The 22,401-nt window shown below is 66.2% G+C and carries 20 protein-coding genes; 11 read left to right on the plus strand and 9 right to left on the minus strand.

What is annotated here, in order from left to right; all coding sequences use genetic code 11:
* Positions 1 to 32: 32 nt before the first annotated feature.
* From QRT08_RS06075 to QRT08_RS06105, 7 genes are read right to left on the minus strand one after another with little or no spacing between them, the layout of a single operon-like run.
* A complete protein-coding gene (locus QRT08_RS06075; protein ID WP_286045039.1) occupies positions 33 to 221 on the minus strand; it encodes a hypothetical protein in 189 nt (62 codons plus the stop codon).
* Complete coding sequence (locus QRT08_RS06080) at positions 218 to 1,285, minus strand: TrmB family transcriptional regulator (RefSeq protein WP_286045040.1); 1,068 nt, start codon at positions 1,283 to 1,285, stop codon at positions 218 to 220. Before QRT08_RS06080 ends, QRT08_RS06075 begins: the two co-directional genes overlap by 4 nt.
* Positions 1,286 to 1,313: 28 nt before the next feature.
* Positions 1,314 to 2,408, minus strand: a complete 1,095-nt coding sequence (locus tag QRT08_RS06085) for an ABC transporter ATP-binding protein (protein WP_286045041.1) — start codon at positions 2,406 to 2,408, stop codon at positions 1,314 to 1,316.
* The gene (locus tag QRT08_RS06090; RefSeq protein ID WP_286045042.1) at positions 2,405 to 3,508 is read right to left on the minus strand and encodes an ABC transporter ATP-binding protein; all 1,104 of its coding nucleotides are present in this window, start codon (positions 3,506 to 3,508) and stop codon (positions 2,405 to 2,407) included. The genes QRT08_RS06085 and QRT08_RS06090 overlap by 4 nt, the downstream gene beginning before the upstream one ends.
* Positions 3,508 to 4,494 carry an ABC transporter permease gene (locus tag QRT08_RS18785; protein ID WP_286045043.1) on the minus strand — a complete coding sequence of 329 codons (987 nt, stop codon included), beginning with the start codon at positions 4,492 to 4,494 and terminating at the stop codon, positions 3,508 to 3,510. Before QRT08_RS18785 ends, QRT08_RS06090 begins: the two co-directional genes overlap by 1 nt.
* On the minus strand, positions 4,481 to 5,488 hold the full coding sequence (locus QRT08_RS06100) for an ABC transporter permease (RefSeq protein ID WP_286045044.1): 1,008 nt from the start codon (positions 5,486 to 5,488) through the stop codon (positions 4,481 to 4,483). Before QRT08_RS06100 ends, QRT08_RS18785 begins: the two co-directional genes overlap by 14 nt.
* An 18-nt stretch (positions 5,489 to 5,506) precedes the next feature.
* Positions 5,507 to 7,357: an ABC transporter substrate-binding protein gene (locus QRT08_RS06105; RefSeq protein WP_286045045.1), complete on the minus strand. Its 1,851-nt coding sequence runs from the start codon at positions 7,355 to 7,357 to the stop codon at positions 5,507 to 5,509.
* Positions 7,358 to 7,636: 279 nt separating this feature from the next.
* Between QRT08_RS06105 and QRT08_RS06110 the strand changes: the two genes are divergently transcribed.
* The 8 genes from QRT08_RS06110 to QRT08_RS06145 all read left to right on the plus strand — a co-directional run bounded on the left by QRT08_RS06110 (position 7,637) and on the right by QRT08_RS06145 (position 16,128).
* Complete coding sequence (locus QRT08_RS06110) at positions 7,637 to 9,319, plus strand: glycoside hydrolase family 13 protein (RefSeq protein ID WP_286045046.1); 1,683 nt, start codon at positions 7,637 to 7,639, stop codon at positions 9,317 to 9,319.
* Between the two features lie 97 nt (positions 9,320 to 9,416).
* Complete coding sequence (locus tag QRT08_RS06115; RefSeq protein ID WP_286045047.1) at positions 9,417 to 10,274, plus strand: polymer-forming cytoskeletal protein; 858 nt, start codon at positions 9,417 to 9,419, stop codon at positions 10,272 to 10,274.
* Positions 10,275 to 10,334: 60 nt separating this feature from the next.
* On the plus strand, positions 10,335 to 10,664 hold the full coding sequence (locus tag QRT08_RS06120) for a 4Fe-4S dicluster domain-containing protein (protein WP_286045048.1): 330 nt from the start codon (positions 10,335 to 10,337) through the stop codon (positions 10,662 to 10,664).
* Positions 10,665 to 10,688: 24 nt separating this feature from the next.
* Positions 10,689 to 11,567 carry an electron transfer flavoprotein subunit beta/FixA family protein gene (locus QRT08_RS06125; protein ID WP_286045049.1) on the plus strand — a complete coding sequence of 293 codons (879 nt, stop codon included), beginning with the start codon at positions 10,689 to 10,691 and terminating at the stop codon, positions 11,565 to 11,567.
* A gap of 2 nt (positions 11,568 to 11,569) precedes the next feature.
* Positions 11,570 to 13,237, plus strand: coding sequence for an electron transfer flavoprotein subunit alpha/FixB family protein (locus QRT08_RS06130; protein ID WP_286045050.1), 1,668 nt, complete (start codon positions 11,570 to 11,572; stop codon positions 13,235 to 13,237).
* Positions 13,234 to 14,982: an FAD-dependent oxidoreductase gene (locus tag QRT08_RS06135; protein ID WP_286045659.1), complete on the plus strand. Its 1,749-nt coding sequence runs from the start codon at positions 13,234 to 13,236 to the stop codon at positions 14,980 to 14,982. The genes QRT08_RS06130 and QRT08_RS06135 overlap by 4 nt, the downstream gene beginning before the upstream one ends.
* Positions 14,979 to 15,344 (plus strand): DUF8055 family protein, encoded by a 366-nt coding sequence (locus QRT08_RS06140; protein ID WP_286045051.1) that lies wholly within the window; start codon positions 14,979 to 14,981, stop codon positions 15,342 to 15,344. The genes QRT08_RS06135 and QRT08_RS06140 overlap by 4 nt, the downstream gene beginning before the upstream one ends.
* Before the next feature lie 43 nt (positions 15,345 to 15,387).
* Positions 15,388 to 16,128, plus strand: coding sequence for a GNAT family N-acetyltransferase (locus tag QRT08_RS06145; protein WP_286045052.1), 741 nt, complete (start codon positions 15,388 to 15,390; stop codon positions 16,126 to 16,128).
* Here QRT08_RS06145 and QRT08_RS06150 read toward each other — a convergent pair.
* Both QRT08_RS06150 and QRT08_RS06155 read right to left on the minus strand, forming a co-directional pair.
* Positions 16,123 to 17,499, minus strand: a complete 1,377-nt coding sequence (locus QRT08_RS06150) for an LLM class flavin-dependent oxidoreductase (RefSeq protein WP_286045053.1) — start codon at positions 17,497 to 17,499, stop codon at positions 16,123 to 16,125. The two genes, QRT08_RS06145 and QRT08_RS06150, sit on opposite strands and share 6 nt — an antisense overlap.
* Positions 17,500 to 17,820: 321 nt before the next feature.
* Complete coding sequence (locus QRT08_RS06155) at positions 17,821 to 19,080, minus strand: carboxylate--amine ligase (RefSeq protein WP_286045054.1); 1,260 nt, start codon at positions 19,078 to 19,080, stop codon at positions 17,821 to 17,823.
* Positions 19,081 to 19,281: 201 nt separating this feature from the next.
* Here QRT08_RS06155 and QRT08_RS06160 point away from each other — a divergent pair, with 201 nt between their 5' ends.
* From QRT08_RS06160 to QRT08_RS06170, 3 genes are read left to right on the plus strand one after another with little or no spacing between them, the layout of a single operon-like run.
* Positions 19,282 to 20,880 (plus strand): Na+/H+ antiporter NhaC family protein, encoded by a 1,599-nt coding sequence (locus tag QRT08_RS06160; protein ID WP_286045055.1) that lies wholly within the window; start codon positions 19,282 to 19,284, stop codon positions 20,878 to 20,880.
* 44 nt (positions 20,881 to 20,924) lie between these two features.
* Positions 20,925 to 22,118: a redox-regulated ATPase YchF gene (locus QRT08_RS06165; protein ID WP_286045056.1), complete on the plus strand. Its 1,194-nt coding sequence runs from the start codon at positions 20,925 to 20,927 to the stop codon at positions 22,116 to 22,118.
* A 37-nt stretch (positions 22,119 to 22,155) separates the two neighbouring features.
* Entirely contained in the window at positions 22,156 to 22,371 is a 216-nt protein-coding gene (locus QRT08_RS06170) for a hypothetical protein (protein WP_286045057.1), read from the plus strand.
* Positions 22,372 to 22,401 lie beyond the last annotated feature (30 nt).

A 22,401-nucleotide genomic window follows, 5' to 3' on the forward strand; every position in this document is an offset into this window, starting at 1 on the left:
GAGGAGCGGGTCCGTCGCGTCCCGGGGCGGGACTACCGAAAGGGATCCCACTCCAGGCGAATGACCGCCGCGAGGCCGAGCATCGAGGCGACGATGAATCCGAGGCTGACCAGCGCGATCGTCGCCGCCGGCGAGCCGGGTTCGACGAACGGCCAGCTGAGCGCCAGCAGGGCGAGCAGGATCGCGTTCATCGTGAACATGACCCGCCAGATCGTCGTCATTCGACCGGACGGAGCGTCGTCTCGTTCGCCCGCAGGTCCTCGACGAACGCCCCGGCGCCGCCGACGGTGAGTCGCTCGCCGTCGTCCGTCTCGAGCGTGAGGCTGTTCTCGACGGGGAACGAGTTCGTAAACGGCTCGACGAGGCCCTGTCGGATTTCGACGATTCGGCCCGTCACCGTCCGGGGTTCTTCCGTATCCGTCGTGTATCCCGACACCTCCGCCCGGAGCATGCGGCCGCCGAGCTGTGCGAGCACCGCGTTGAGCACTGCCGGACGGGTCATCGTGTAGGTCGCAGGCAGCGAAGCGGGATCGCCGGTGTAGACCTCCTCGCCGGCCGCCCAAAAGCCGCCCTGGAAGGCTCCGAACATCGAACCGACGACCTGGGACTCCGAGACGGCGACGGCCTCCCTGTCGTTGTCGTCGCTCCGGAGGAGGCGCCGTTCGCCGACGATCCCCGACGACGAACCCTCCGCGGTTACGACGAACGGCATATCGTGGTGCCACTGGCGCACGACGTGCGCGAGGCCATCGAACCGCCGCTCGGCGACCTCCGGCGACTGGGGATCGATAGCGCCCTCGTGCAACACGATCATCGCGTCGCGATCGAACGCGGCCTCGAGGTCCTCCTCGAGCTTCTCGACGGCGTAGTGTGGGAGCGCGAGGAACGCCTCCTCGTTGGCCGAGTCGACGATCCGCCGGATCTCCTTGAGCACGGTCTGGCGGCTCTTGATGACGTTGAACGAGGCCGTCTGCGTCGCGGCCTCGGTGAACCGGCTCTTCAGTCCCGGCTGGAGCGACCGGAGTCGGCTGACGAGCCCCTCGACGGCCCGTTCCGGCGGCACGGCCGCGATCGTCGTCGGCGTCGCGTGGTCTTTCACGATCGCCAGCCCGCGTTCCTCCAAGTCCTCGGCGATCTGGTAGACGTAGCGCTGGGAGACGCCGGAGTCGTCGGCGATCGCGCTCGTCTTCGCCTCGCCGAGCTCGAGCAGCGTCAGGTAGGTGTCGATCTCCTTCTCCGAGAGGCCGAACGCGGCCAGCTGTGATCTGAGTGTCGCCTCTTTCATCTCGTTTCCCGTACCGGGACGGAGGATCTCAGTGGGTTTCAATGTGTGTGGGGTCGGTTCCCTCGAGGGGCTCGCTGGACCAGTACTCGTGGTTCGGCTCGTCCCGGAAGCATTTCGCGCAGTGGTCGCGGTTTGCCGCCGACTCCTCCGAAAGCGCGGGTGTCTCGCCGGTGCAGACCTCCCTGGCCGCCGGACAGCGGGGGTGGAACCGACAGCCCGACGGTGGATTCACCGGATCGGGGATGTCGATCCCCCGGACCGGCGGCTCCTGGGCCTCCCAGCCGTCGGGGTCGACGTCTGCGGTCGCCCACCGCAGCACTTTCGTGTAAGGGTGTTTCGGGTTCTGGAGTACCTCGTCGGCGGGGCCGATCTCGACGATTTCGCCGAGGTACATCACCCCGAGGCGGCCGTCCGCGTTCTCCGCGAGGTAGCGGGCGTTCGAGAGGTCGTGGCTGATGAACAGAAACGAGGTGCCGAACTCCTCCTGGAGTTCGAGCAGCAGGTCCATCGTCTCCACGCGCAGGGAGACGTCGAGCGCGCTGACGGCTTCGTCGGCCAGGATGAGGTCAGGGTTCATCAACAGCGCCCGGACGAGCGCGACGCGTTGCTGTTCGCCGCCCGAGAGCTGGTGAGGGTAGCGACTCGCGTAGTCGCCCGGCGGCTTCATCCCGACCCGTTCGAGCATCCGCAGGACGCGGGCCCGGCGGTCCTCGCTGTCCATGTCGGGTTGCCACCGCGACAGCGGCGTCGTGAGGCTCTTCATCACCGTCCGATTCGGGTTGAGCGAGCCGCCGGGATCCTGGTGGATGATCTGTAGGGACTTGCGGATCCGTTCGTAGGGGATCTCGCCCGCGCCGTCCTTGGCCTCCCAGATATCCTGGCCGCGGTACCGGACGCTGCCGCCCGTCGGGCGCTGGACGCCGATAGCGGTCTTTCCGAGCGTGGTCTTGCCGCAGCCGGATTCGCCGACGAGCGCGACGACGTCGTTTTCGGGGATCTCGAGGGAAACGTCGTCGACGGCCTTGACGCGGTCGGGATCGTTGAACAGCCCCTTGACGAGTCCCTGGTCCTTTTCGAAGTGGACCTCGACGTTCTCGAGGGAAACGACGTGATCGTCGCTCATCGGCTCGCCTCCGTCCCCTCGTCGGCCGTCCGGACCTCGGGATCGAGGTCGACGGCCTCGTCTGCGTCCTCCCAGTGGAAGCAGGTCACCTCGTGGTCGGCCTCGTCGTCGACCGCGTGGAAATGGGGCGTCGTCGCCCGGCACTCCTCGGTCGCGATCGGACACCGCGGCGCGTACGTACACCCCCGTGGGATGTTCACCGGATCGGGCGCCGAGCCCTCAATCGGCTGCATCGTCTCGAGCGGCGCGTCGAGGTTGGGGACCGCCTTGAGGAGCGCCCGCGTGTAGGGGTGGGAGGGGTTCCGGACGACAGCCTCGGTCGGTCCGACCTCGCGGAGGTCGAACGCGTACATCACCGCGAGCCGGTCGGCCAGCCCAGCCACGAGCGGGAGGTCGTGGGTGATGAACACGACCGTCAGGTCGTACTTCTCCTGAAGGTCCGACAGCAGGCTGAGGATCGACCGCTGCATCAGCAGGTCGAGCGCGGCGGTCGGCTCGTCCATCACCAGCACCTCGGGTTCGAGGAGCAGACTCAGCGCGATCAGCGCGCGCTGGGACATCCCGCCGGAGAGTTCGTGCGGGTACGAGTCGAGCACGCGTTCGGCGTCGAGGTACAGATCCGAGAGCAGTTCGCGGGCGCGCTCCATCCCCGTTTCGGGGTCGGCGCCGTGGGCGTCGAGCGTCTCCTCGAAGTGGCCCCGAATCGTCATCGTCGGGTTGAACGACCGCGAGGCCCCCTGGAAGACCATCGAGACCTCCTCCCAGCGAAACGCCTTGAGTTCGTGGTCGGAGAGTTCGAGAACGTCGATCGGGTCGCCCTCCGCGGGGTGGTAGGTCACGTCGCCCGTGAGCCGTCCCGGCTCGTCGACGGCGTCGAGCATCGCGTTCGCGAGCATCGACTTGCCGGAGCCGCTCTCGCCGACGATGCCGATGATCTCCTCACGGTGAACCTCGAAGTCCACGTCGTCGACGACGCGGGAGGTGCCCCGGTCCATGTCGAACTCGACGCTGACGTTCTCGAGCGAGAAGACGACGTCGTCCGCTCGCTCGTCGTTCCGGTCGTGCTGTGCCGCTGCGGATCGTCGTGTCGCGTCTGCCATTAGGAACTCACCTCGTCAGTGTCGTCTCCGCCGACCGTCTTCGCGTGGCGGGCGCGAACCCGCGGATTGAACAGCCGGTCGGCCGACTGTGCGAACAGCGTTAGCCCCATCGAGAGGAGGATTACGGCGAGCATCGGCATCAACAGCCAGTGAAACGCCGTGGCCGACGACGTCGCGCCGGCCTGTCTGACGGCGTCGTTCATCATGACCCCCCAGTTTGTGCGGTTGTACGGCAGGATCCCCAGGAAGTACAGACCGACGGAGCCGAAGATGACGGCCCGGGCCTGCTGGACGAAGTTCATCGTGATGTAGGGCATCAGGTTGGGGACGATGTCCGCCGAGAGGATCTTTGGCGTCGAGATCCCCATGATCCGCGAGGCCTCGACGTACTCGGCGTCGCGCAGCGTCAACACCTGCGAGCGCAGCGCGCGGGCGAGCCCGGCCCAGGCGTTGATCGACAGCAGGACGCCGATGGCGTACGGGTTACCCGCGATCGGGAGGACGCCCGCGAGGACGATCACCAGCGGCAGTCCGGGGATCGTCAGCAACACGTCGGTCAGCGTCATCAGGACGCTGTCGACGAGCCCGCCCTTATAGCCGGACGTGGTGCCGATGACCGTCGCCATGATCACCGAAAAGATGGCCCCCGCGGTGATCATCTGAAGCATCGGGACCGTGGCGTACGTGATCTGCGAGAGGATGTCGACGCCGGAAGCGGTGGTCCCGAGCGGGTGCTCGAGCGTCCGGAAGGCACCGACGAGCCGACCGCCCTGGTTCGTCCGGGGTTCCTCGACGAGGCGGACGCCGACGGTGCCCAAAAAGAGGAACCCCGAGATGATGACGACGGCGATGCGGGCCCGCCAGTCGTGCCAGACGATCCGCGCCGGTGCGAGCACGAGTTCGTCGACCAGTTGGCGGTACCGCTCGGATCGCGTGAGCTGCGTCTCCGAGAGCGTCTCGAAGTCGGAGGTCTCAGTACGACTCACGGGACTCACCTCGTTTGGCGCGGGGGTCGAGTTTGCCGTAGGTCAGGTCGGCGACGTAGATGCCGATGACGACGGCGACGGTGATCAGGATGAACGCGCCCATCATCACCGGGTAGTCCCGCTGGTCGATCGCGCTGACGAGGTAGTAGCCCACGCCCGGGTACGAGAAGATCTCCTCGATGATGACCGCGCCGCCGATCATCGTCCCGATGGCGATCATGAGCCCGGTGTACATCGGCAGGATGGCGTTGCGGGCGACGTACCGGAGCGCGATTCGCCGCTCGGACAGCCCGCGGAGCCGGGCGACGTGCAGGTAGTCCGCGCCGAGCACCCGGATGCTGTTGCCCCGCATGTCGAGAGCCCAGCCGCCGAACGCGACGACCGTCATCGAGAGGATCGGCAGGGCGCCGTGGTGGGCCGCGCTGAGCAGGAACTCGGGGCTCAGCCCCGGTTCGAGCCCGGAGGCGTAGTGCCCGCCCGTCGGGAACAGCCCGCCGCGGTAGGCGAGAAACGTCAGCGCGAGGAGCCCGACGACGTAGCTCGGCGTCGAGTTCAACAGCAGCGCCACGACCGTCGAGGAGACATCGAAGCGACTTCCCTCCCGGTAGGCCATGAACGAGCCCAGGCTGATCCCGATGACGAACGCGAGGAACAGCGAGACGGACATGATGAAGATCGTCCACGGGATCGCGCCACCGAGAATGTCGACCACCGGATCGCCGTGCCAGGTCGACTGCCCGAGGTCGCCCGTCAGAATGCTCGCCATGTAGTCGACGTACTGGACGTACAGCGGCTCGTCGACGGCGATGTTCGTCTGGGCCTCGATCTGCCGATTGATCTGTTCGGTGGTGAGGTCGCCGCCCTGTTGAAGCATCTGCGCCCGGAGGTAGTCGACCGGTCCCCCCGGGAGCAGCCGGACGAGGCCGAACGTCAGCGAAATCGTCGCGAAGACGGTGAATATCGCCTGCGCGGTCCGTTTGAGTACGTAACTCATTGCTGGTAGTGCGTCCGGTTACTCGTCCGACTCGTCGGTGCCGGTCCGTGCGAGTTCGTCGATGATCTCGGTCGGGTCGATCGCGTCGCCGTCGCGCACCTCGTCGTGGAGGGGCGGAACCTCGAACTCGTCCGGGAAGTTCGCGGCGTCCTGGATGCTCCCCTCCCCGCCCGTGTAGAGGTGATCGAAGTGGTAGTAGGGGTAGGCCTGGTCGTAGTTCGCCCAGCCCTCGACGCCGGCGACGAAGTCGCCGTCAGGGAAGTCCTGGCCGAAGTAGGTGCCGACGTCACGGGTGAGCATCTCCGACTCGAAGCCGAACTGGTCGAGCTGGTCGACGACGGTCTCGACCGCCGATACCCAGTCGGAGAACCCGCTCGGGACCTTGATCGGGATCTCGATCGGATCGCCGTTCCCGTCGACCCAGGTATCGTTCTCCCGGGCGTAGCCCGCTTCCCCCAGGAGCTCCTCGGCGCGTCCCTCGTCGGGATCGTACGGTTCGAACTCGTCGACGACGCCGTCGAGCCACTCTTCTTCGACGCGGTTCGTGAAGTCACCGGTGAGCCCGCTGGGGTACTTCACGCCGAGTTTCGACCCGGTTCCGGCGCCGGAGTTCTGGGCGATCAGGTCGCGCTGGAGGACGTGGGCGATCGCCTGGCGCACCTCGCGCTGGCCGAGGTGATCGTCCTCGTGGTTGAAGACCAGTCCCATCCCCCAGTGGCGCGGAATCTCCGCGATCTGGACGTGGTCGGGGAGCTGATCGACCTGGTTCTGGGGCATGAACAGCGTCGCGTCGCCGTCGATCTCGTCGTTCTGGAGCGCGCTCCAGCGCGCGTCGTTCGACGGCATGTGGCGGTTCTCGACCCGTTCGAAGTCGATGTTGTCCGCGTCAGGATGGTCCTCGAACTTCGTGAGCAGCGTCCGCTGGGAGTCGGCATCCTCGTACTGGAACGGACCGCAGCCGATCGGCTCGTCGACGGCCCAGTCCGTGAGTTCGCCGTAAATTTCGACCTCGTCGTCGTCGCCGTCGGCGACGTCCAGTCGCTCGACGTACTCCCCGTACTCGCTGTCCTTCGCGACGAGTCGAGTCGGCTGGAGCAGGCCGAGGACGATCTCGCTGTTGATCGGCGCCGAGAGCGTGAGTTCGACCGTTCGATCGTCGACGGCTTCGACGCTGCTCGCCGCATCGTCGACGAAGTCCCGCAGCGTTCCGCCGCTGTACATATCGAGTTTCAGCTGGTTGACGACGTCCTGCGCGACGACGTCCTCGCCGTCGTGCCAGGTGAGCCCCTCCCTGACCGTCAGCGTGATCGACTCGCCGTCGATCTCCCAGTCCGAGATCGCGTACCCCTCGTACTCGGCGTCGACGATGTTGTACGCCATGAACCGGTCGAACAGCATCCGGCGGGGTTCGGCGTACTCCACGCCGTTCCACGGGTTGTACTGGGAGTCCTCGGGAACCGCCCACTGGGTGAGCGTCAGCGTGTCGTCGTCGCCGGTGGCCTTCCACTGGCCGAACCGGGGGAGCCACTCCGTGGGCCAGTAGTACATGAGGTCGGTGCTGTCGGACCCCGGAACCTCCCAGTTGTCGGTCGTCTGGAACGACTGCGCCAGCTTCTCCATCAGCGGCAACACGGGGAGGTCCTGATTGGTAATCCAGGCCAGTTCCTGGATCTGGGCGAGTTCGTCCTCGTCGGTTTCGATTCCCGATCCCGCCTCGTGTCCGTTACCGGCCTCCTCGTCGTCGTCGCCGGCCTCCTGACCGCCGCAGCCGGCTAGGACCGCTGCGCCGCCCGCGGCGCCGATCCCCTTGATGAACCGACGACGCGCGATCCCTAGATTCGTTGCCTCCTGAATGTCCTCCTTGCGCATGAGCGACGGCAACACAACACTCTATAATAAAAATTAGGTCGAAATATTACCTCTAGAGTTTGTTTCGAGATTATTTATATTGTATTATATTTTGGTTATTGGTATTTATCTAATTATCATGGTTGATTCACTTGCACGGATCTTTCGGCCGCTCGCTCGAGGTAGCGAGACGACCCCAAAACGGACCAAACAGTCGGTTCTATCGGCTCGATCGAATCGGCGTTCTATCGTGGAAATAATTCAACGTGCTTTTGTCGCACCGGCGCGACCGTCGTGACGATGACTAGCACGAAACACGGTGACTATCGATGGTGGAAGGAGGCGGTGGTCTATCAGATCTACCCGCGGAGCTTCAACGACTCGACGGGCGACGGCGTCGGCGACATCCCCGGCATCGTCGAGAAGGTCGAGTACCTCGACGAGCTGGGGGTCGACGTCGTCTGGCTCTGTCCGGTCTACGAGTCGCCGATGGCCGACAACGGCTACGACATCGCCGACTACCGCTCGATCCACCCGGAATTCGGAGCGATGGACGACTGGGAGAACCTGTTATCGGAGCTGCACGACCGGGGAATCCGGCTGATCATGGACCTGGTGGTGAACCACACCTCCGACGAACACGAATGGTTCCGGCGCTCGCGCGGGGGTGATGCCGAGTACGAGGACTACTACTACTGGCGGGAGGGCGACGACGGCCCGCCGAACAACTGGGACTCCTTTTTCGGCGGCTCCGCCTGGAGTTACGACGAGGAGCGCGGCGAGTACTACCTCCACCTGTTCGACGAGAAACAGCCGGATCTGAACTGGCGCAACGAGACCGTCCGCGAGGAGGTCTACGAGATGATGCGCTGGTGGCTCGAGAAAGGGATCGACGGCTTCCGGATGGACGTCATCAACCTCGTCTCGAAGACGGAGGGACTCCCGGACGGCGATCCCGACGAAACGGTGACGGGAACCGAGCACGTCGTCGACGGTCCCCGATCGACCGAGTACATCGGCGAGATGTGCGACCGCGCGTTCGAGGGGGCGGACGTGATGACCGTCGGCGAGATGATCGGCGCCGACGCCGACACAGCCCTCGAGTACGTCGGCGAGGACGGCTGCGGCCTGTCGATGCTGATCCACTTCGAGCACATGAGCGTCGACACCGGCGACGGCGGCAAGTGGGACGTCGTCGACCTCGACCTGCTCGAACTCAAGGAGATCGTCACCGACTGGCAGGAGACGCTGGCCGGCGAGGGGTGGAACTGCCTCTACCTGAGCAACCACGATCAGCCGCGCGCAGTCTCGCGCTTCGGCGACGACGGCGAGTACCGCGAGGAGTCGGCCAAGATGCTCGCGACGTTTCTCTTCACGCTCCGGGGAACGCCCTTTATCTACCAGGGCCAGGAGATCGGAATGACGAACACGACGTTCGAGGAGCCGGCCGACATCCGTGACGTCGAGGCCGAGAACTTCGTCGAATCGAGCCTCGAGTCGGACGTGTACGACTCCTACGAGGAGGTGCGCCCGATCGTCGAGTCCCGGAGCCGTGACAACGCGCGGACGCCGATACAGTGGTCGGCCGACGAGCACGCCGGGTTCACCGACGGCGAGCCCTGGATCGACGTCGCGGACGACTACGAAGCGGTAAACGTCGAGGAGGCGAGAGCGGATCGCGGCTCGGTCTGGCACTACTACCGCGAACTGATCGACCTGCGCAGGGAGGACGACCTCTTCGTCTACGGCGAGTACGATCTGCTCCTGCCGGACCACCCGGAGGTGTTCGCCTACGCGCGCACGCTCGCGGGACGGACACTGCTGGTCGTCTGTAACTTCTTCGACGGCGAACCGGCCGTCGATCTGCCGGCACTGGCCGACGCGGCGTCGCCCGAACTCGTAACCGGCAACTACCGGACCGAGACTCAGTCGGACGAAACCGTCGAACTGCGTCCGTACGAGGCCCGCGTCTACGAACTGTAGCTCCGGCCCCACAGACGGCGGACGGGCGCGGGCCGACGGCGCCGCCGCTCCGGCGTCGCGCGAGGTTTATTAACCGACACTCACATTGGTTGCGAACGTGGCCTTCAGCAGCGACCCCCTCGCCGTGCTCTCGATCCCCGACGGCACCGTCGTCGAAGAACACGACCTCGTCACCGACGGCGACGTGCTCGTCGGCGCTCAAAGTACAGTGGAGTTCGGGATCCGGGGCAGGAACGTCGTCGCCGGCGAGCGCGTCCGTTTCGGCGGCCACATCGAGGCCGAGGGCGACTGTCGGCTCGATACGTGGTGTTCAATCGCCGATAACGTGCTGGTCGGCGGGGACGCCTACCTCGGCGAACGCATCGAGATCGACGGCAAACTCGTCGTCGGGGGCGACCTCGACATCGGCGACGACGTCCAGATCGCCGAGGGGTTCGAGGCCAGCGGCTGGATCGTCATCCGCAACCCGATGCCGACGGTCGTCTTCCTCTTCATGTATCTCACCCACCTCCTGCGGATGGGCGAGGACGACGCCGCCGAGGAACTCGTCGACGAACTGTTCGACGAGGACGAGGAACGCGAACCGCTCACGATCCCGAAGGGCGCGACCGTCTCGGACGACGCCTGGCGCGTCTCGACGCCCGCACGGATCGGGCGGGACTGCCGGCTCCACGGCAACGTCCGGGCGGAGTCGATCACGGTGGGCGAGGACACCGAGATCTTCGGCAGCCTGCGGGCGCGCGGGGACATCGGGATCGCCGCCGGCACGATCGTCCACGGCGACGTCACGACCCGGAACGGGACCGTCACCGTCGCCGAGGACGCCCGCGTCTGGGGTGACATCTCGTGTGAACACCTCGACCTCGCGCGCGACGGGGTCGTCGACGGGACGATCCGCGCCCGCGGCGAGGTGAACACGGGCCTGTCGACCGAACCCGACGGCTCGCCGCAGTGAGCATCGCCACCCAGGCCGCCGAGCGATTTAAGTGAGCAGTTGTCTTGGGTGTAGATACCAATGCCCATCGATTCGACGTTCGAGGAGAACCGCGAAGTAGTGGACACCCACCGGGGTCACGACGTGTGGGGTCCGGTCGACGAACCCGAGCAGTTGGGGATCCACGGCACCCACGTCGCCGTCGACTTCGACATCTGCCTGGCGGACGGCGCGTGTCTGGAGGACTGTCCCGTAGACGTCTTCGAGTGGGTCGACACGCCGGGCCACCCCGAGAGCGAGATCAAGGCCGACCCCGCGAACGAGGCCCAGTGCATCGACTGCATGCTCTGTGTCGACGTCTGTCCGGTCGACGCCATCGACGTCGACGCCGGACGGGCGGGTCGGACGTAGTAAATTACAGGAGGAGTGCTCAGTATGTATACAGTCACGCTAACGAAGGGTGTACCGGATTTCAGCGAGGGCGCGGTCTCGTTCGACGACGAGGGGCACCTCGAACGGGGGAAGACCCCGACGGTGATGAACCCCAACGACAGGTTCGCGCTGGAGGCCGCCCTCCAGACGAAGGTCAGACACGGCGGCACCACCGCGGTGATGAGCATGGGCCCGCCGGGCTACGGTGAAGTCCTTCAAGAAGCGATGTCCTCGGTGTACGCCGACGAACTGTTCCTGCTCTCGGATCGGGAGATGGCCGCCGCCGACACGTGGGCGACGGCGATCACGCTCGCGACGGGGATCGGGAAGGTCGCGGAGACGAGGGAGCAACCGGACCTCGTGTTCGCGGGGTTCAAGACCGCCGACGGCGAGACGGGCCACACCGGCCCGCAGGCCTGCTGGTGTCTCGACTGGCCGATCCTGACCCACGTCATCGCGCTCGAGGTGGACGAGGAGGAGCGAACGGTCAGAGCGAAACGGCTCGTCGAGGGCGACGTCGAGGAGATCGAAACCGTCGAGGCGCCCCTGCCCGCGATGATCGTCACCGACCCCGAGTTCGAACCCACCTACCGGAAGGCAGAGCATCGACTCACGTTCAAGGACCTGCGCGAGGAGACCCGGGAACGGGCCGCCGAGTACGAGGACCACTTCACGACGTGGGACCACGAGGACCTGAACCTCGACCCCGACTACATCGGACTCGACGGCTCGCCGACGATCGTTTCGTCGGTGGATCCGATCCCGAAAGCGCCCGCAGAGCGCGAGGCGACGGTGGTCGAACCCGGCGACGAGGCCGGGATGGAGTCGGTTCTCGACGAACTGCTTCCATACAGCGGCCGCGCCGCCGCGGGGGGTGAGTAGCGATGGTCGAACTCGACCCCCGCGACTACGAGATCGCAGAACTCGGCCCCAAGGTACGGGAGGTAGAGGACCTCGAGGAGTTGGAGGAGATGCTCGAACTCGAGGAGGGCGGACCGAACCGCGAGGACGTAAAGACGCTTCTGGTCAGCCGGATCGAGAGGCTCGAAGCCGAGGACGAGGAGAGCCCTCAGGACATCGACCCGAGCGAACTCACCGTCGCCGAACTCGGCAACGTCGTGCGGAAGATCGAGGAGGTCGACGAACTCGAAGTCCTCCTCGAGGAGGAGAAGAAGGGACAGGACCGAAAGACCGCCAAACGGCTGATCGAGAGCCAACTCGAGTCGGTCCAGGGCAGCGAGGAGGGCGAAACTACGGAACGGCTCCCGCCCGAGGAGAAGTACCCCGAACTCGACCACCCCACGGCCGACAAACAGTACGTGAAGGCGCTTTCGGGCGGCGTCTACCGGGACATGTGGGTCTACTGCGAGACCCAGGGAGGCGAGTTGATCGACGTCTCCAAGGAGATGCTCGGGAAGGCCCGCGAGCTGATGGACGGCTACAACGACTCCTACGACGCGGAAGAGAGGGTCGTCGCGGTCGTGATCGGCGATTCGGTCGAAGGCCTCGCGGAGGAGACGATCGCTTATGGGGCCGACGTCGCGATCTACACCGAGGACGAGCGGTTGGAGCGGTTCTACCACAAACCCTACACCGAGGTCTTCTGCGAGATGGCGCGTGCCGGATCGGGAAGCGAGTGGGATCGCTCGGAGGGCGACGCGAATTGGAAGACGATCGACGGGGAGGTCTACGACGAGCCCCGGTACGTCCTCTTTCCGGCGACGAACAACGGCCGGGACCTCTCGGCGCAGGTACAGGCCGAACTCGACAGCGGGCTGGCGAGCGACTGTTCGGGCCTCTACATCGAGGAGACCGTCATCTCGAACCCCGCTAAAACTGGTGAAGCGGGCGACAAGAAGGAGTTCGAGCGCGTGCTCCACATGAAGCGCCCCGACTTCTCGGGGTTCGAGTACTCGACCATCCTCTGTCTCGACGCTCCTGGGAGAGAGTTCCACCCGCAGGGCGCGTCGGTCATTCCGGGGAGTTTCGACCTGCCCGACCCCGACCCCGAGCGCGAGGGCGAGGTGGTCGAGTTCGAGGCGACCCTCGACGAGGAGTGGTTCCGCGTCACAATCGAGGACCACGACCGCCTCGAGGGCGGCGTGGACCTCACGGGTCGAGAAGTCATCGTCGCGCTCGGGCGCGGGATCGGCGACGACCCGACCAAAGGAATCGAACTCGGTCTCGATCTGGTCGACGCCTTCGAGGACGCCGACCTCGGGATCACGCGGGGGATCGTGACCTCCTCGTACCAGTTCGAGGGCCACGTCGAGCAGTACTCGAAGGAGGAACGCCAGATCGGCGAGACCGGCCAGGTCGTCGCGCCCGACCTCTACATCGCCGCCGGGATCAGCGGCGCGATCCAGCATAAAGTGGGTATGGACGAGTCCGACACGATCGTCTCGATCAACACCGATCCCGAGGCGGACATCAAGGACTTCTCGGACTACTTCATCGAGGGCGACCTCTTCGAGGTGCTTCCGAAGCTGACCGAGGCGGTCGAGCGCGGCGAGCCGGTTCCGGCCGTCGCGGACGGGAGGGGGGACGACTGATGACGGACACCGATCCCGCCGAGAAGACCGCCGACGCGCCCGCGGAGGCGATCGAGCGCGGCGAGGTCGCCGACGCCGGCGGAAGCACAGAGGAGTACGAGCACTACGAGGCGGTCGTCGTCGGCTGCGGCCCGGGCGGGGCGGCGGCGGCGGCGACGCTCGCACGGAACGGCGTCGAAACGCTCGTCCTCGAACGCGGCGTCGACGCCGGTTCGAAGAACGTCTCGGGGGGACTGCTCTACGCCGAGGAGTCCGCGCCCTACACGATCGACGACCTCTTTCCCGACTTCCGCCAGCAAGCGGCAGAACGCCCGATCACCGACTACTACCTCCACAACGTCGCCGGCAACAAGGTGAAAACGTTCGACATCACCAACCTGCACGAACACGACACCGAGTGGAGCGACGCGGTTCTCCGGCGGAGGATGGACTCGTGGCTCGCGGAACGGGTCCACGAGATGACGAGGGAGACCGGCGGCGGCCTGCTGACCGAGGTGCGGGTGAACGGCCTTCTCAGGGACGGTGGCGAGATCGTCGGCGTCACCTGCGACGAACTCGATCCCATCCGCGCCGACCTGATCGTCGCCGCCGACGGCGTGAACAGCGAACTCGCGCGGGACGCCGGGTTGATGGACTGGGAGGAGCCCGAGGAGTGGTTCCAGGGCGTCAAAGCCGTGGTCGACCTCCCCGATGTGGACGACCGGTTCGATATCGGCGAGGAGGAAGGCGAGGCACACCTCTTTTCGGGCGACCTCTTCGAGGACGTTCGGGGCGGGGGCTTCCTCTACACCAACGCCGAGTCGCTCTCGATCGGGACGGTCTTCCACCTCGACTCGCTGGTGGCCGAGGAGGCTGAACCCCACGAACTGCTCGACGCGTTGCTGACCCACCCGCTCCTCGGGGAATGGCTCGACGGCGAGTACCACGAGCGCGAGTACAGCGCGAAGCTCGTGCCCGATTCGAAGAAGGTCGCCAACCCCGAGCCCCACGAGGGACGGCTCGTGCTCGTGGGCGACGCGGGCGGGCAGATGCAGGCCCAGGGCCCGATCATCAAGGGGATGAACCACGCGGTGACGGCGGGCGCGCTGGCCGCCGAGGCGTTCGTCGAGGCGCGCTCGCGGGGCGACGCCTCGCTCGCGGGCGAGCGCTACGCCAAGCGCCTCCGCGACGAGGGCGTGATGGCGAAGCTCCGCCCGCGGCGCTACGAGGCCGCGAGCGTGCTGGGCGAGCGCGCCCCGGTCGCGAACCTCACCGACCGGCTGGTCGACTCCCGCGTGGGACGGACGGGGATCCGCGCGCTCTCCGGACAACTCGAACGGCTCTACAGTTCGCCCTATCTCTCGATGATGGTCCCCGACACCGCGACGCCCTACGTGACGCTTCCCGCCACTATCGCCGAGGAGTTGGGCGAACCGGTCGAGGGAGAGAACGACGTCGAGCCGCCGAGCCTCGCGGATCGGATCGGCGATCTGACCTACGACACCGACGTGGGCAACCCCCACATCGAACTGCTCGATTCATCGGTAGAGGCCAGCGGCGCGGCGGTGACGGCCTGCCCGGTCAGCGCCCGGGACTTCGGCGGGGGCTGCTACCGCGAGGAGGTCGTCAAGACCAACGGGGACGAGAAACGGGTGGTCAGCCTCGACACCCAGCCCTGCGTCGAGTGTGGCACCTGCGCGGTCGTCGCCGACACCCGCTGGGAACACCCACGGGGCGGGAAGGGCGTCGAGTTCCGCGAGGGATGAGCGCGGAAAGCGAGCGTCGCGACGCCCGGATCGGGGCGCTCGCAGAGCGCGCCCGCGAGGAGCGCGAGCGGTTCGACCCGCCTGCGGACCCGGACGAACGGGCGCTTTCGTACCTCCGGGAGGGACTGTGGCCCGTGCTAGAGATCTACATCGAGGCGCGCTCATCGGGCGAGGGGCTCTCGCGTGCGGACCACGCGGCGCTCGAAAAGGCGCTCAACGAGTGGCTCGAGTTGTACGCGCTGTGTTACGGCGTCGTGATCGACGCGGAGTTCTCGGCCCGTGAGACGGCCGAACTGTTCGTCGAGACGCACAACGTCCGGGACACGGCACAGCTTCTCACGCACGTCCCGGCCCGCCGTTAGGCCGGACGCAAGGTTCTTGATCCGTGGTGTGGTATCACAGATCATGAACGCCCAGACCGAGCCCGACCTCGACCACGGCGACCGCGAGCGCATCTATGCGTACCTGAAAGACCACGGCCCGACCGATTACGAGAGCGTTCAGGAGGCGACCTTCCCGCAGGATCCCGGCGGATTCCGCCACCACGTCGCGATCCTGAAGCGAAACGGGCTCGTCGAGGAGGCGCTCGGCGGCGGACTCCAGGTCGTCCCCGAACTCGAAGGCGAGGAGGAGGAGTTCACCCGCGACGGGGTCGAGTTCCACGTCCGGCCCGCCCGGCAGGCCGATCTCTCCGGCATTCTCGGCGTGCTCCGGCAGGTCGCCGAGAAGCGCACCTACATCGTCGCCGAGACGGTCGCCCAGGAACTCGACCACGAGCGCGAACTCCTGCGTCAGGACGACGTCGAGTCGCGTGTCTTCTTCGTCGCGACCGTCAACGAGGAGGTCGTCGGCTGGGTCCACCTCCAGTCGCCCGAGATCGAGAAGCTCTCGCACACCTCGGAGCTGACGATGGGCGTCCTCGAGGAGTATCGCGGCCACGGCCTCGGCGGCCACCTGCTCGAACGCGGGCTGGAGTGGGCCGGTTCGCAGGGCTACGAGCGGGTCTATCAGAGCATCCCCTCGACGAACGAGGGGGCCGTCGAGTTCCTCGAGGACCACGGCTGGGAGGTCGAGGCCGTCCGGGAGGGCCACTACAAGATCGACGACGAGTACGTCGACGAGGTGATGATGGCGGTCTCGTTATAGTCCCATCGCCGAGAGCGCCTCGCGCTTGCCGGGGTGATCCTCCGGAAGTCCCGAGCGCCCGGTCATGGTCTCGCGCAGGGTGTCGCCCGCGTACTCCTCGCGAACCAGCCCACGGTCCCTGAGTTCGGGCACCACGAGGTCGACGAAGTTGCGCAGGCTCGCCGGTCGAACCACCTCCTTGACGTTGAAGCCGTCGACGCCGACCTCGCGAAACCAGTGCTCGAAGGCGTCGGCGATCTCTACTGGTGTGCCGACGACCACGGGCGAGGTCGTCCCGAGCCCGGCGAAGCGCGCCATCTCCCGCACCGTCCACTCGCGGTCAGGGTCGCTCCTCGTGAAGGCGTTCACGGCACCCTGGATCGCCTCGGTCTCGATGTACTCTACTCTCTGGTCGGGGTCGAGTTCTGAAAGATCCATGTCCATGAAGCCGCTGAGCAGCGCGAGGGTGGCCTCCACGTCGATCGTCTCCTTGTAGCTCTCGTGTTTGGCCTCGGCGATTTCCCGAGTTTCGCCGACGATCGGGACGATCCCGGCGAAGAAGTCGAGCGAATCGGGGCTCCGACCGCACTCGGCGGCGCGTTCGCGCATATCGGCCATGTACTCCCTGACTCCTTCCTCGGTGGGCTGGCTCGTGAAGACCGCCTCTGCGTTCTTCGCGGCGAACGCGCGGCCCCGTTCGGAGGAGCCGGCCTGATAGATCACCGGTGTCCGCTGGGGCGAGGGCTCACAACCATGCGGACCCTGAACGTCGAAATACTCGCCCTCGAAGCCGATCTCCCTGACTTTTTCGGGGTCGGTGTAGATGCCCCGCTCACGGTCCCGTATTACGGAATCGGCGTCCCAACTCCCCTCCCAGAGACGATAGCAGACCTGCATGAACTCCTCGGCGCGGTCGTAGCGCTCGTCGTGGTCCATCCGCTTTTCGAGGCCTAAGTTCCGGGCGGCACTTTCGAGGTACGAGGTGACGACGTTGAACGCCACGCGGCCGTCGGTGAGGTGATCGAGCGTCGAGAACTCGCGGGCCAACTGGTAGGGGTGGGCGTAAGTCGTCGAGCGCGTGATCGCAAAGCCCAGATGGTCGGTCACTTCGGCCATCGCGGGGACCAGCGCCTGTGGGTGGTTCGAGGGGGTCTGGACCGCTCGCTCGATGGCCATCTCCCGGTCGTCGCTGTAGACGTCGTAGATCCCCCGCACGTCGGCGAAGAAGATCGCGTCGAACCCGCCGCGTTCCGCGGTGCGTGCGACCTCGGTCCAGTACTCTCTGTCCGTATAGCGATGGGATTGGTCGCCCGGATAGCGCCACGACCCGGCGCTGACATGTTCGACCGAGTTCATCGTAAAGAGGTTGAGCCCCATTCGCTCGGCGGTCATATGCGTGGGGTCGGTCGCCGCTATCAAAAGCCGCTTGATAGCGTCGAAGGGGGATGAGAGTGGAGTAGGTCGATTTAGAGGTATCCGACGGGGGATGCGGGGCGGACCGCGAGCGCTTCGCGCTCGCGGCCTTTTTGTCGCCGGAAATCATAGATTTCCGGCTGCTAACCAGAACGCTTCGCGTTCTGGTGATGTGGCTGGATTCCGCCGGAATCCAGCTGCTTGCCGGATGTAATCCGGCAATGGAGGAGATTTTTGCGGCGAGTGGTTCCCGCAGCACGCCTCCGGCGTGCGAGGAAACCCGAGCCGTAAAAAGGCCCGCTAGCAGGAACAGTAGTACTCGATCCCGCCGAACTTCGTCCGGATCACGTCGTAGGCCGGCGCGGGATCGCTCGGGGAATAGACGCCGGTCGCCAGGTCGTCGCCGTCCTCGAACGCCCCGGAGACGAGCGCGGTCCACTGCCCTTCGGTGAGGACGTCACCAAAGGACTCGTCGGTCGCGAGCAGTTCGAGGTAGTCGGGGAGGTAGACCCATCGAGAATCGGTGATCTCGGCGGGTTCGTACGCCGCGTCGGTCGCGTCGGCGTAGGCGGCCATCGGGAGGTTCACGCCCGCGAAGACCGGCAGGCCGATCCACTTCCACGGGCGGGTGTTGATGTCGAGCAGGACGTACTCCTTGCGTTCGCGGTCGTAGACGAACTCGGATTCGCTGATCCCGTAGTAACCCGTCTCCGAGAGCACCGAGAGGGCGCGCTCCTCGATCTCGGGGCGATCCACGCGCTCGACGACACACGAGGTGCCGAAGGCCAGTGGATACCTGACCAACGGGTTGCCGACGAAGGTCAGTGGGTCGCCGCTCGGGGGAACGTAGGAGGCCAGCGAGCAGTCCTCGCCCCGTGCGATCGGCACGCGCTCCTGGGCCATAACTCGAATATCGGCCTCGCGGGCGGTCGCGATCACCTCGGCGTACTCGTTTTCACTACCGACCTCGATGACGTTCGTCCCCACCGCCTCCTCGAACTCGCGTTTCCGGGCGGGCTTGATCACGAACGGGAGCTCCAGTTCGTCAAGGACCTCTTCGGGATCGATCGGGTCGCCCAGCGCCTCGGCGGCGTCGGGCGAGCCCTCCCCGATCCCCGCGATCCGGTAGGTCTCGGGGTACGGTACGCCGAGGCGCTGGGCGAGACCGTACAGGGATTCCTTGTCGAGGACCCGATCGATGACGTCCTTCTCGGCGAAGGGCAGACGCACGCCCTCGGGGTCGGCGTCGGCGAAGGCGTGGACCCACTCGTCCATACAGCCGAACGCGACCGGTTCGCCCTCGACGGCCCCCGCGATGGCTTCGACGTCCTCGCGAAAGCCGTCGAGGTCGTCCAGCGGATACGTCACTTCACCGGCGAACGCGACGGCCTCGGAGGAGGGTGCGACCCCGTCGCCGTTGCGGTCGAGCGCGATCACGGGCACGTCGTGGGCGGCGAGCGCACGGGCGACTCCTAATCCCGTTATGTGGGCGTTGCAGACGATCGCGGGCGGGCGTTCGAACTCCTGTTCGTTCAGTCGATCGAGGAACTGGGTGGCCATACCCGAGGATGTGCCCTTCGGAGCAAAAGCCGACCGATACCTGCAACCGGATCGGATCCGACCCCGCGGATTTTATATCACGAAATAATGGAGAGATATAGATAATTAATCGCTATTCGTTCGGTTTTATTCCTCAAATACGGAATAGATTGCGTTTCCGAGTGTCGAAAGCGTTAACACCTAGCTTGTCAACTGGTGGGTATGCCAACGGAGTTCGGGGCGCTGTCGCTCGCGCCGCCGCTGGTCGCGATCGTGCTGGCGATCGTCACCCGGCGGGCGCTGCTGTCGCTGTTCATCGGGGTATGGTCGGGGGGCGTCATCTACTCGGGGAGCCTGGGCGTCGTCCAGACGTTCACGTGGATCGTCGAGGCGATCGGGAACGACGTCTTTCACGCACAGATCATCGTCTTCGTCTCGTTGCTCGGCGCGGGGATCGCGCTGATCTGGCGGATGGGCGGGTCGCTCGCGGTCGCCAACTACGCGACGAGTCGGCTCGACTCCCACCGAAAGGTCGGAATCGCGACGTGGCTGCTGGGCATGGTCTGGTTCTTCGACGACTACGCGAACACCGCGATCGTCGGCTCCTCGATGAAGGACATCGCCGACGAGATGAACATGTCCCGCGAGAAACTCGCCTACCTGCTCGATTCGACGGCCGCGCCGGTCGCGACGTTCGGGATATCGAGCTGGGTCGCCTTCCAGATCAGCATGGTCCAGACGGGCTACGACGCGGCGGGGATCAGCGACGTCGCGCCCTCGGCGTTTCTGACCTTCATTCGAAGCATCCCGTACAACCTCTACTGCCTGTTCGCGGTGCTCATGGTCGGCATCATCGTCATCATGCGCCGGGACTTCGGCGAGATGCTCGACGCCGAACACCGCGCCCAGCGCACGGGAAAGGTCAACCGCGACGGCGCCCAACCGCTCCAGAGCATGAAGGACGACCTGGGCGATGTGATGGTCGAGGACCCGAAACTCCGGACGTTCATCCTTCCCATCCTCGCGCTGGTCGCCGTCGTCGCCGTCGGATCGGTCTGGAGCGGCTACTCGCCGGGCGCGTCGGCGCTGGAGATGGCCGAGAGCGCGGACTTCATCGGCGCGCTCGTCTGGGGCTCGTTCGCGATGGCCGCGACCGCGCTCGTGCTCGCGATGGCCTACGATATCCTCTCGCTGAGCGAGGGCATGGAGACCGTCCTCGACGGCTTCGGCATCATGCTCCACGCGATCGCCATCCTCGTGCTGGCGTGGTCGATCGGGGCGGTCGCAGAAGCGCTGGGGACCGGCGCGTACGTGACGGGCGTCGCCGAGGGGCTGATCACGCCGACGCTGCTGCCGATCGTGATCCTCTTTGCCGCGGGGTTCATCTCGTTTTCGATCGGCACCTCGTGGGGGACGATGGCGCTCGTGACCCCCGTGGCGATCCCGCTGGCGTGGGAGGTCTCGGGGGGCTCCTCGGAGATGCTCGCGGTCGCGACCGGCGCGGTGTTCTCGGGGGCGATCTTCGGCGACCACTGCTCGCCGATCTCCGATACCACCGTCCTCTCGTCGACGTTCGCCGGGGCGGACCACATCGATCACGTCCGCACCCAGATCTACTACGCGCTGACCACCGCCGCGGTCGCCACGGTCGGCTACCTGCTCTACGGGCTGACCGGCCTGCCCCAGATCGTCCTCATCCCCGTCGGGATCGCGCTGCTCGTCGCGGTCGTCTACGCGCTTTCGGAACTCGACGCGCGCCGGAAGGGGCTCTCGGCGACGCCGTTCGTCCGGCACGAGCGCGACTCGCCCGCCGACGACTGAGCGCCCACCGAAAGGCAGTTGCCCCGGTCGACGATACCTGAACCATGCTCACGCTCGCGCTCGCCGGCAAACCGAACGCCGGGAAATCCACCTTCTACAGCGCCGCGACCCGCGCCGAGGTCGACATGGCGAACTACCCATTCACGACGATCGACCCCAACAGGGGAGTGAGCTACGTCCGTACCGAGTGTCCGTGTCTCGCCCGCGAGGAACGCTGTGGCAACGAGAACTGCCGCGACGGGAAACGCTACGTCCCCGTCGAACTGATCGACGTCGCCGGGTTGGTGCCGGGTGCCCACGAGGGGAGGGGGTTGGGGAACCAGTTCCTCGACGCGCTGACCGACGCCGACGCGATCATAACGGTGGTGGACGCCTCCGGCGGGACGAACGCAGAGGGCGAACCCGTCGATGTCGGCACCTACGACCCCGTCGAGGAGATCGACTTCGTCGAGGAGGAGATGGACCGCTGGCTCGCGGGGATCGTCGCCCGGAACTGGGAGGGCGTCGAGCGCCAGTCGCGCTCGCCGGGGTTCGACGTCGACGAGGCGATTTCCGACGTCCTCACCGGCTTCGGCACGAGCGAGGCGGACGTCGCCGTCGTCCTCCGGGAGCTCGAGTACCCCGAGAACCCACGGGAGTGGACCGACGAGGACAGGGAGGAACTCGCCCGGCGGGTGCGCGCCCGGACGAAACCCATCCTCGTCGCCGCGAACAAGGCCGACATCGCGCCCGCCGAGAACCTCGAACGGTTGCGCGAAGTGGGTGAGCAGGCGGGCCGGCACGTCGTCCCCACCACGGCGGAGGGCGAACTCGCCCTGCGGAAGGGGGCGGAAGCGGGCCTGATCGAGTACGATCCGGGCGACCCCGACTTCGAGATCCTCGGCGAACTCAGCGGGGTTCAACGGGAGAAACTGACGGAACTGGGAGAGACGATGAGCGAGTACGAAGGCACGGGCGTACAGAAGGCGCTCGACGGCGCGGTCTACGACCTTCTCGATCGCTTCACGGCCTATCCCGTCCAGAACGAGACGAAGTGGACCGACGGGCAGGGAAACGTGCTTCCCGACGCCTTCCTGCTTCCTCGGGGCTCGACGCCGAAGGACCTCGCCTACGCGGTCCACTCGGACATCGGCGAGGGCTACCTCCACGCCGTCGATGCGCGCTCGAAGCGCCGGATCGGAGAGGACCACGAGCTATCGGAGGGCGACGTGATCAAGATCGTGAGCACGGCGAAGTGAGCAGAACCGTTAGTAGCGCTCGGTCGAACGGGGAACCATGAGCGACGAGGAGGGCCGGACGGCGGGCGACGGGGATGAAGGCGACGGTCTCGGAGGGATGCTCCTGATGATCGGCTTTCTCGACGTGCTGTTGCTCGGGGTCGCGCTCTACGCGTTCTCGCTCAGCGATCCGACGGTCGGAACGGGGATCCTCGCGCTCGCACTCCTGCTCACGGGGATCGACGTGTGGCTCTACCGGCGTGGCTCCTTCTGAGGGTATATCCCCGCCGACGCCGAGTATCCA

It is taken from the genome of Halalkalicoccus sp. NIPERK01, from assembly GCF_030287405.1.
GTDB lineage: Archaea > Halobacteriota > Halobacteria > Halobacteriales > Halalkalicoccaceae > Halalkalicoccus.

Bases quoted from the DNA above. Each gene is read 5' to 3' on its own strand.
- QRT08_RS06140 (WP_286045051.1), top strand. From the start codon at position 14,979: ATGAGCGCGGAAAGCGAGCGTCGCGACGCCCGGATCGGGGCGCTCGCA.
- QRT08_RS06085 (WP_286045041.1), bottom strand. From the start codon at position 2,408: ATGAGCGACGATCACGTCGTTTCCCTCGAGAACGTCGAGGTCCACTTC.
- QRT08_RS06110 (WP_286045046.1), top strand. From the start codon at position 7,637: ATGACTAGCACGAAACACGGTGACTATCGATGGTGGAAGGAGGCGGTG.
- QRT08_RS06170 (WP_286045057.1), top strand. From the start codon at position 22,156: ATGAGCGACGAGGAGGGCCGGACGGCGGGCGACGGGGATGAAGGCGAC.
- QRT08_RS06080 (WP_286045040.1), bottom strand. From the start codon at position 1,285: ATGAAAGAGGCGACACTCAGATCACAGCTGGCCGCGTTCGGCCTCTCG.
- QRT08_RS06145 (WP_286045052.1), top strand. From the start codon at position 15,388: ATGAACGCCCAGACCGAGCCCGACCTCGACCACGGCGACCGCGAGCGC.
- QRT08_RS06075 (WP_286045039.1), bottom strand. From the start codon at position 221: ATGACGACGATCTGGCGGGTCATGTTCACGATGAACGCGATCCTGCTC.
- QRT08_RS06090 (WP_286045042.1), bottom strand. From the start codon at position 3,508: ATGGCAGACGCGACACGACGATCCGCAGCGGCACAGCACGACCGGAAC.
- QRT08_RS06155 (WP_286045054.1), bottom strand. From the start codon at position 19,080: ATGGCCACCCAGTTCCTCGATCGACTGAACGAACAGGAGTTCGAACGC.
- QRT08_RS06130 (WP_286045050.1), top strand. From the start codon at position 11,570: ATGGTCGAACTCGACCCCCGCGACTACGAGATCGCAGAACTCGGCCCC.
- QRT08_RS06120 (WP_286045048.1), top strand. From the start codon at position 10,335: ATGCCCATCGATTCGACGTTCGAGGAGAACCGCGAAGTAGTGGACACC.
- QRT08_RS06160 (WP_286045055.1), top strand. From the start codon at position 19,282: ATGCCAACGGAGTTCGGGGCGCTGTCGCTCGCGCCGCCGCTGGTCGCG.
- QRT08_RS06105 (WP_286045045.1), bottom strand. From the start codon at position 7,357: ATGCGCAAGGAGGACATTCAGGAGGCAACGAATCTAGGGATCGCGCGT.
- QRT08_RS06165 (WP_286045056.1), top strand. From the start codon at position 20,925: ATGCTCACGCTCGCGCTCGCCGGCAAACCGAACGCCGGGAAATCCACC.
- QRT08_RS06150 (WP_286045053.1), bottom strand. From the start codon at position 17,499: ATGACCGCCGAGCGAATGGGGCTCAACCTCTTTACGATGAACTCGGTC.
- QRT08_RS06100 (WP_286045044.1), bottom strand. From the start codon at position 5,488: ATGAGTTACGTACTCAAACGGACCGCGCAGGCGATATTCACCGTCTTC.
- QRT08_RS06125 (WP_286045049.1), top strand. From the start codon at position 10,689: ATGTATACAGTCACGCTAACGAAGGGTGTACCGGATTTCAGCGAGGGC.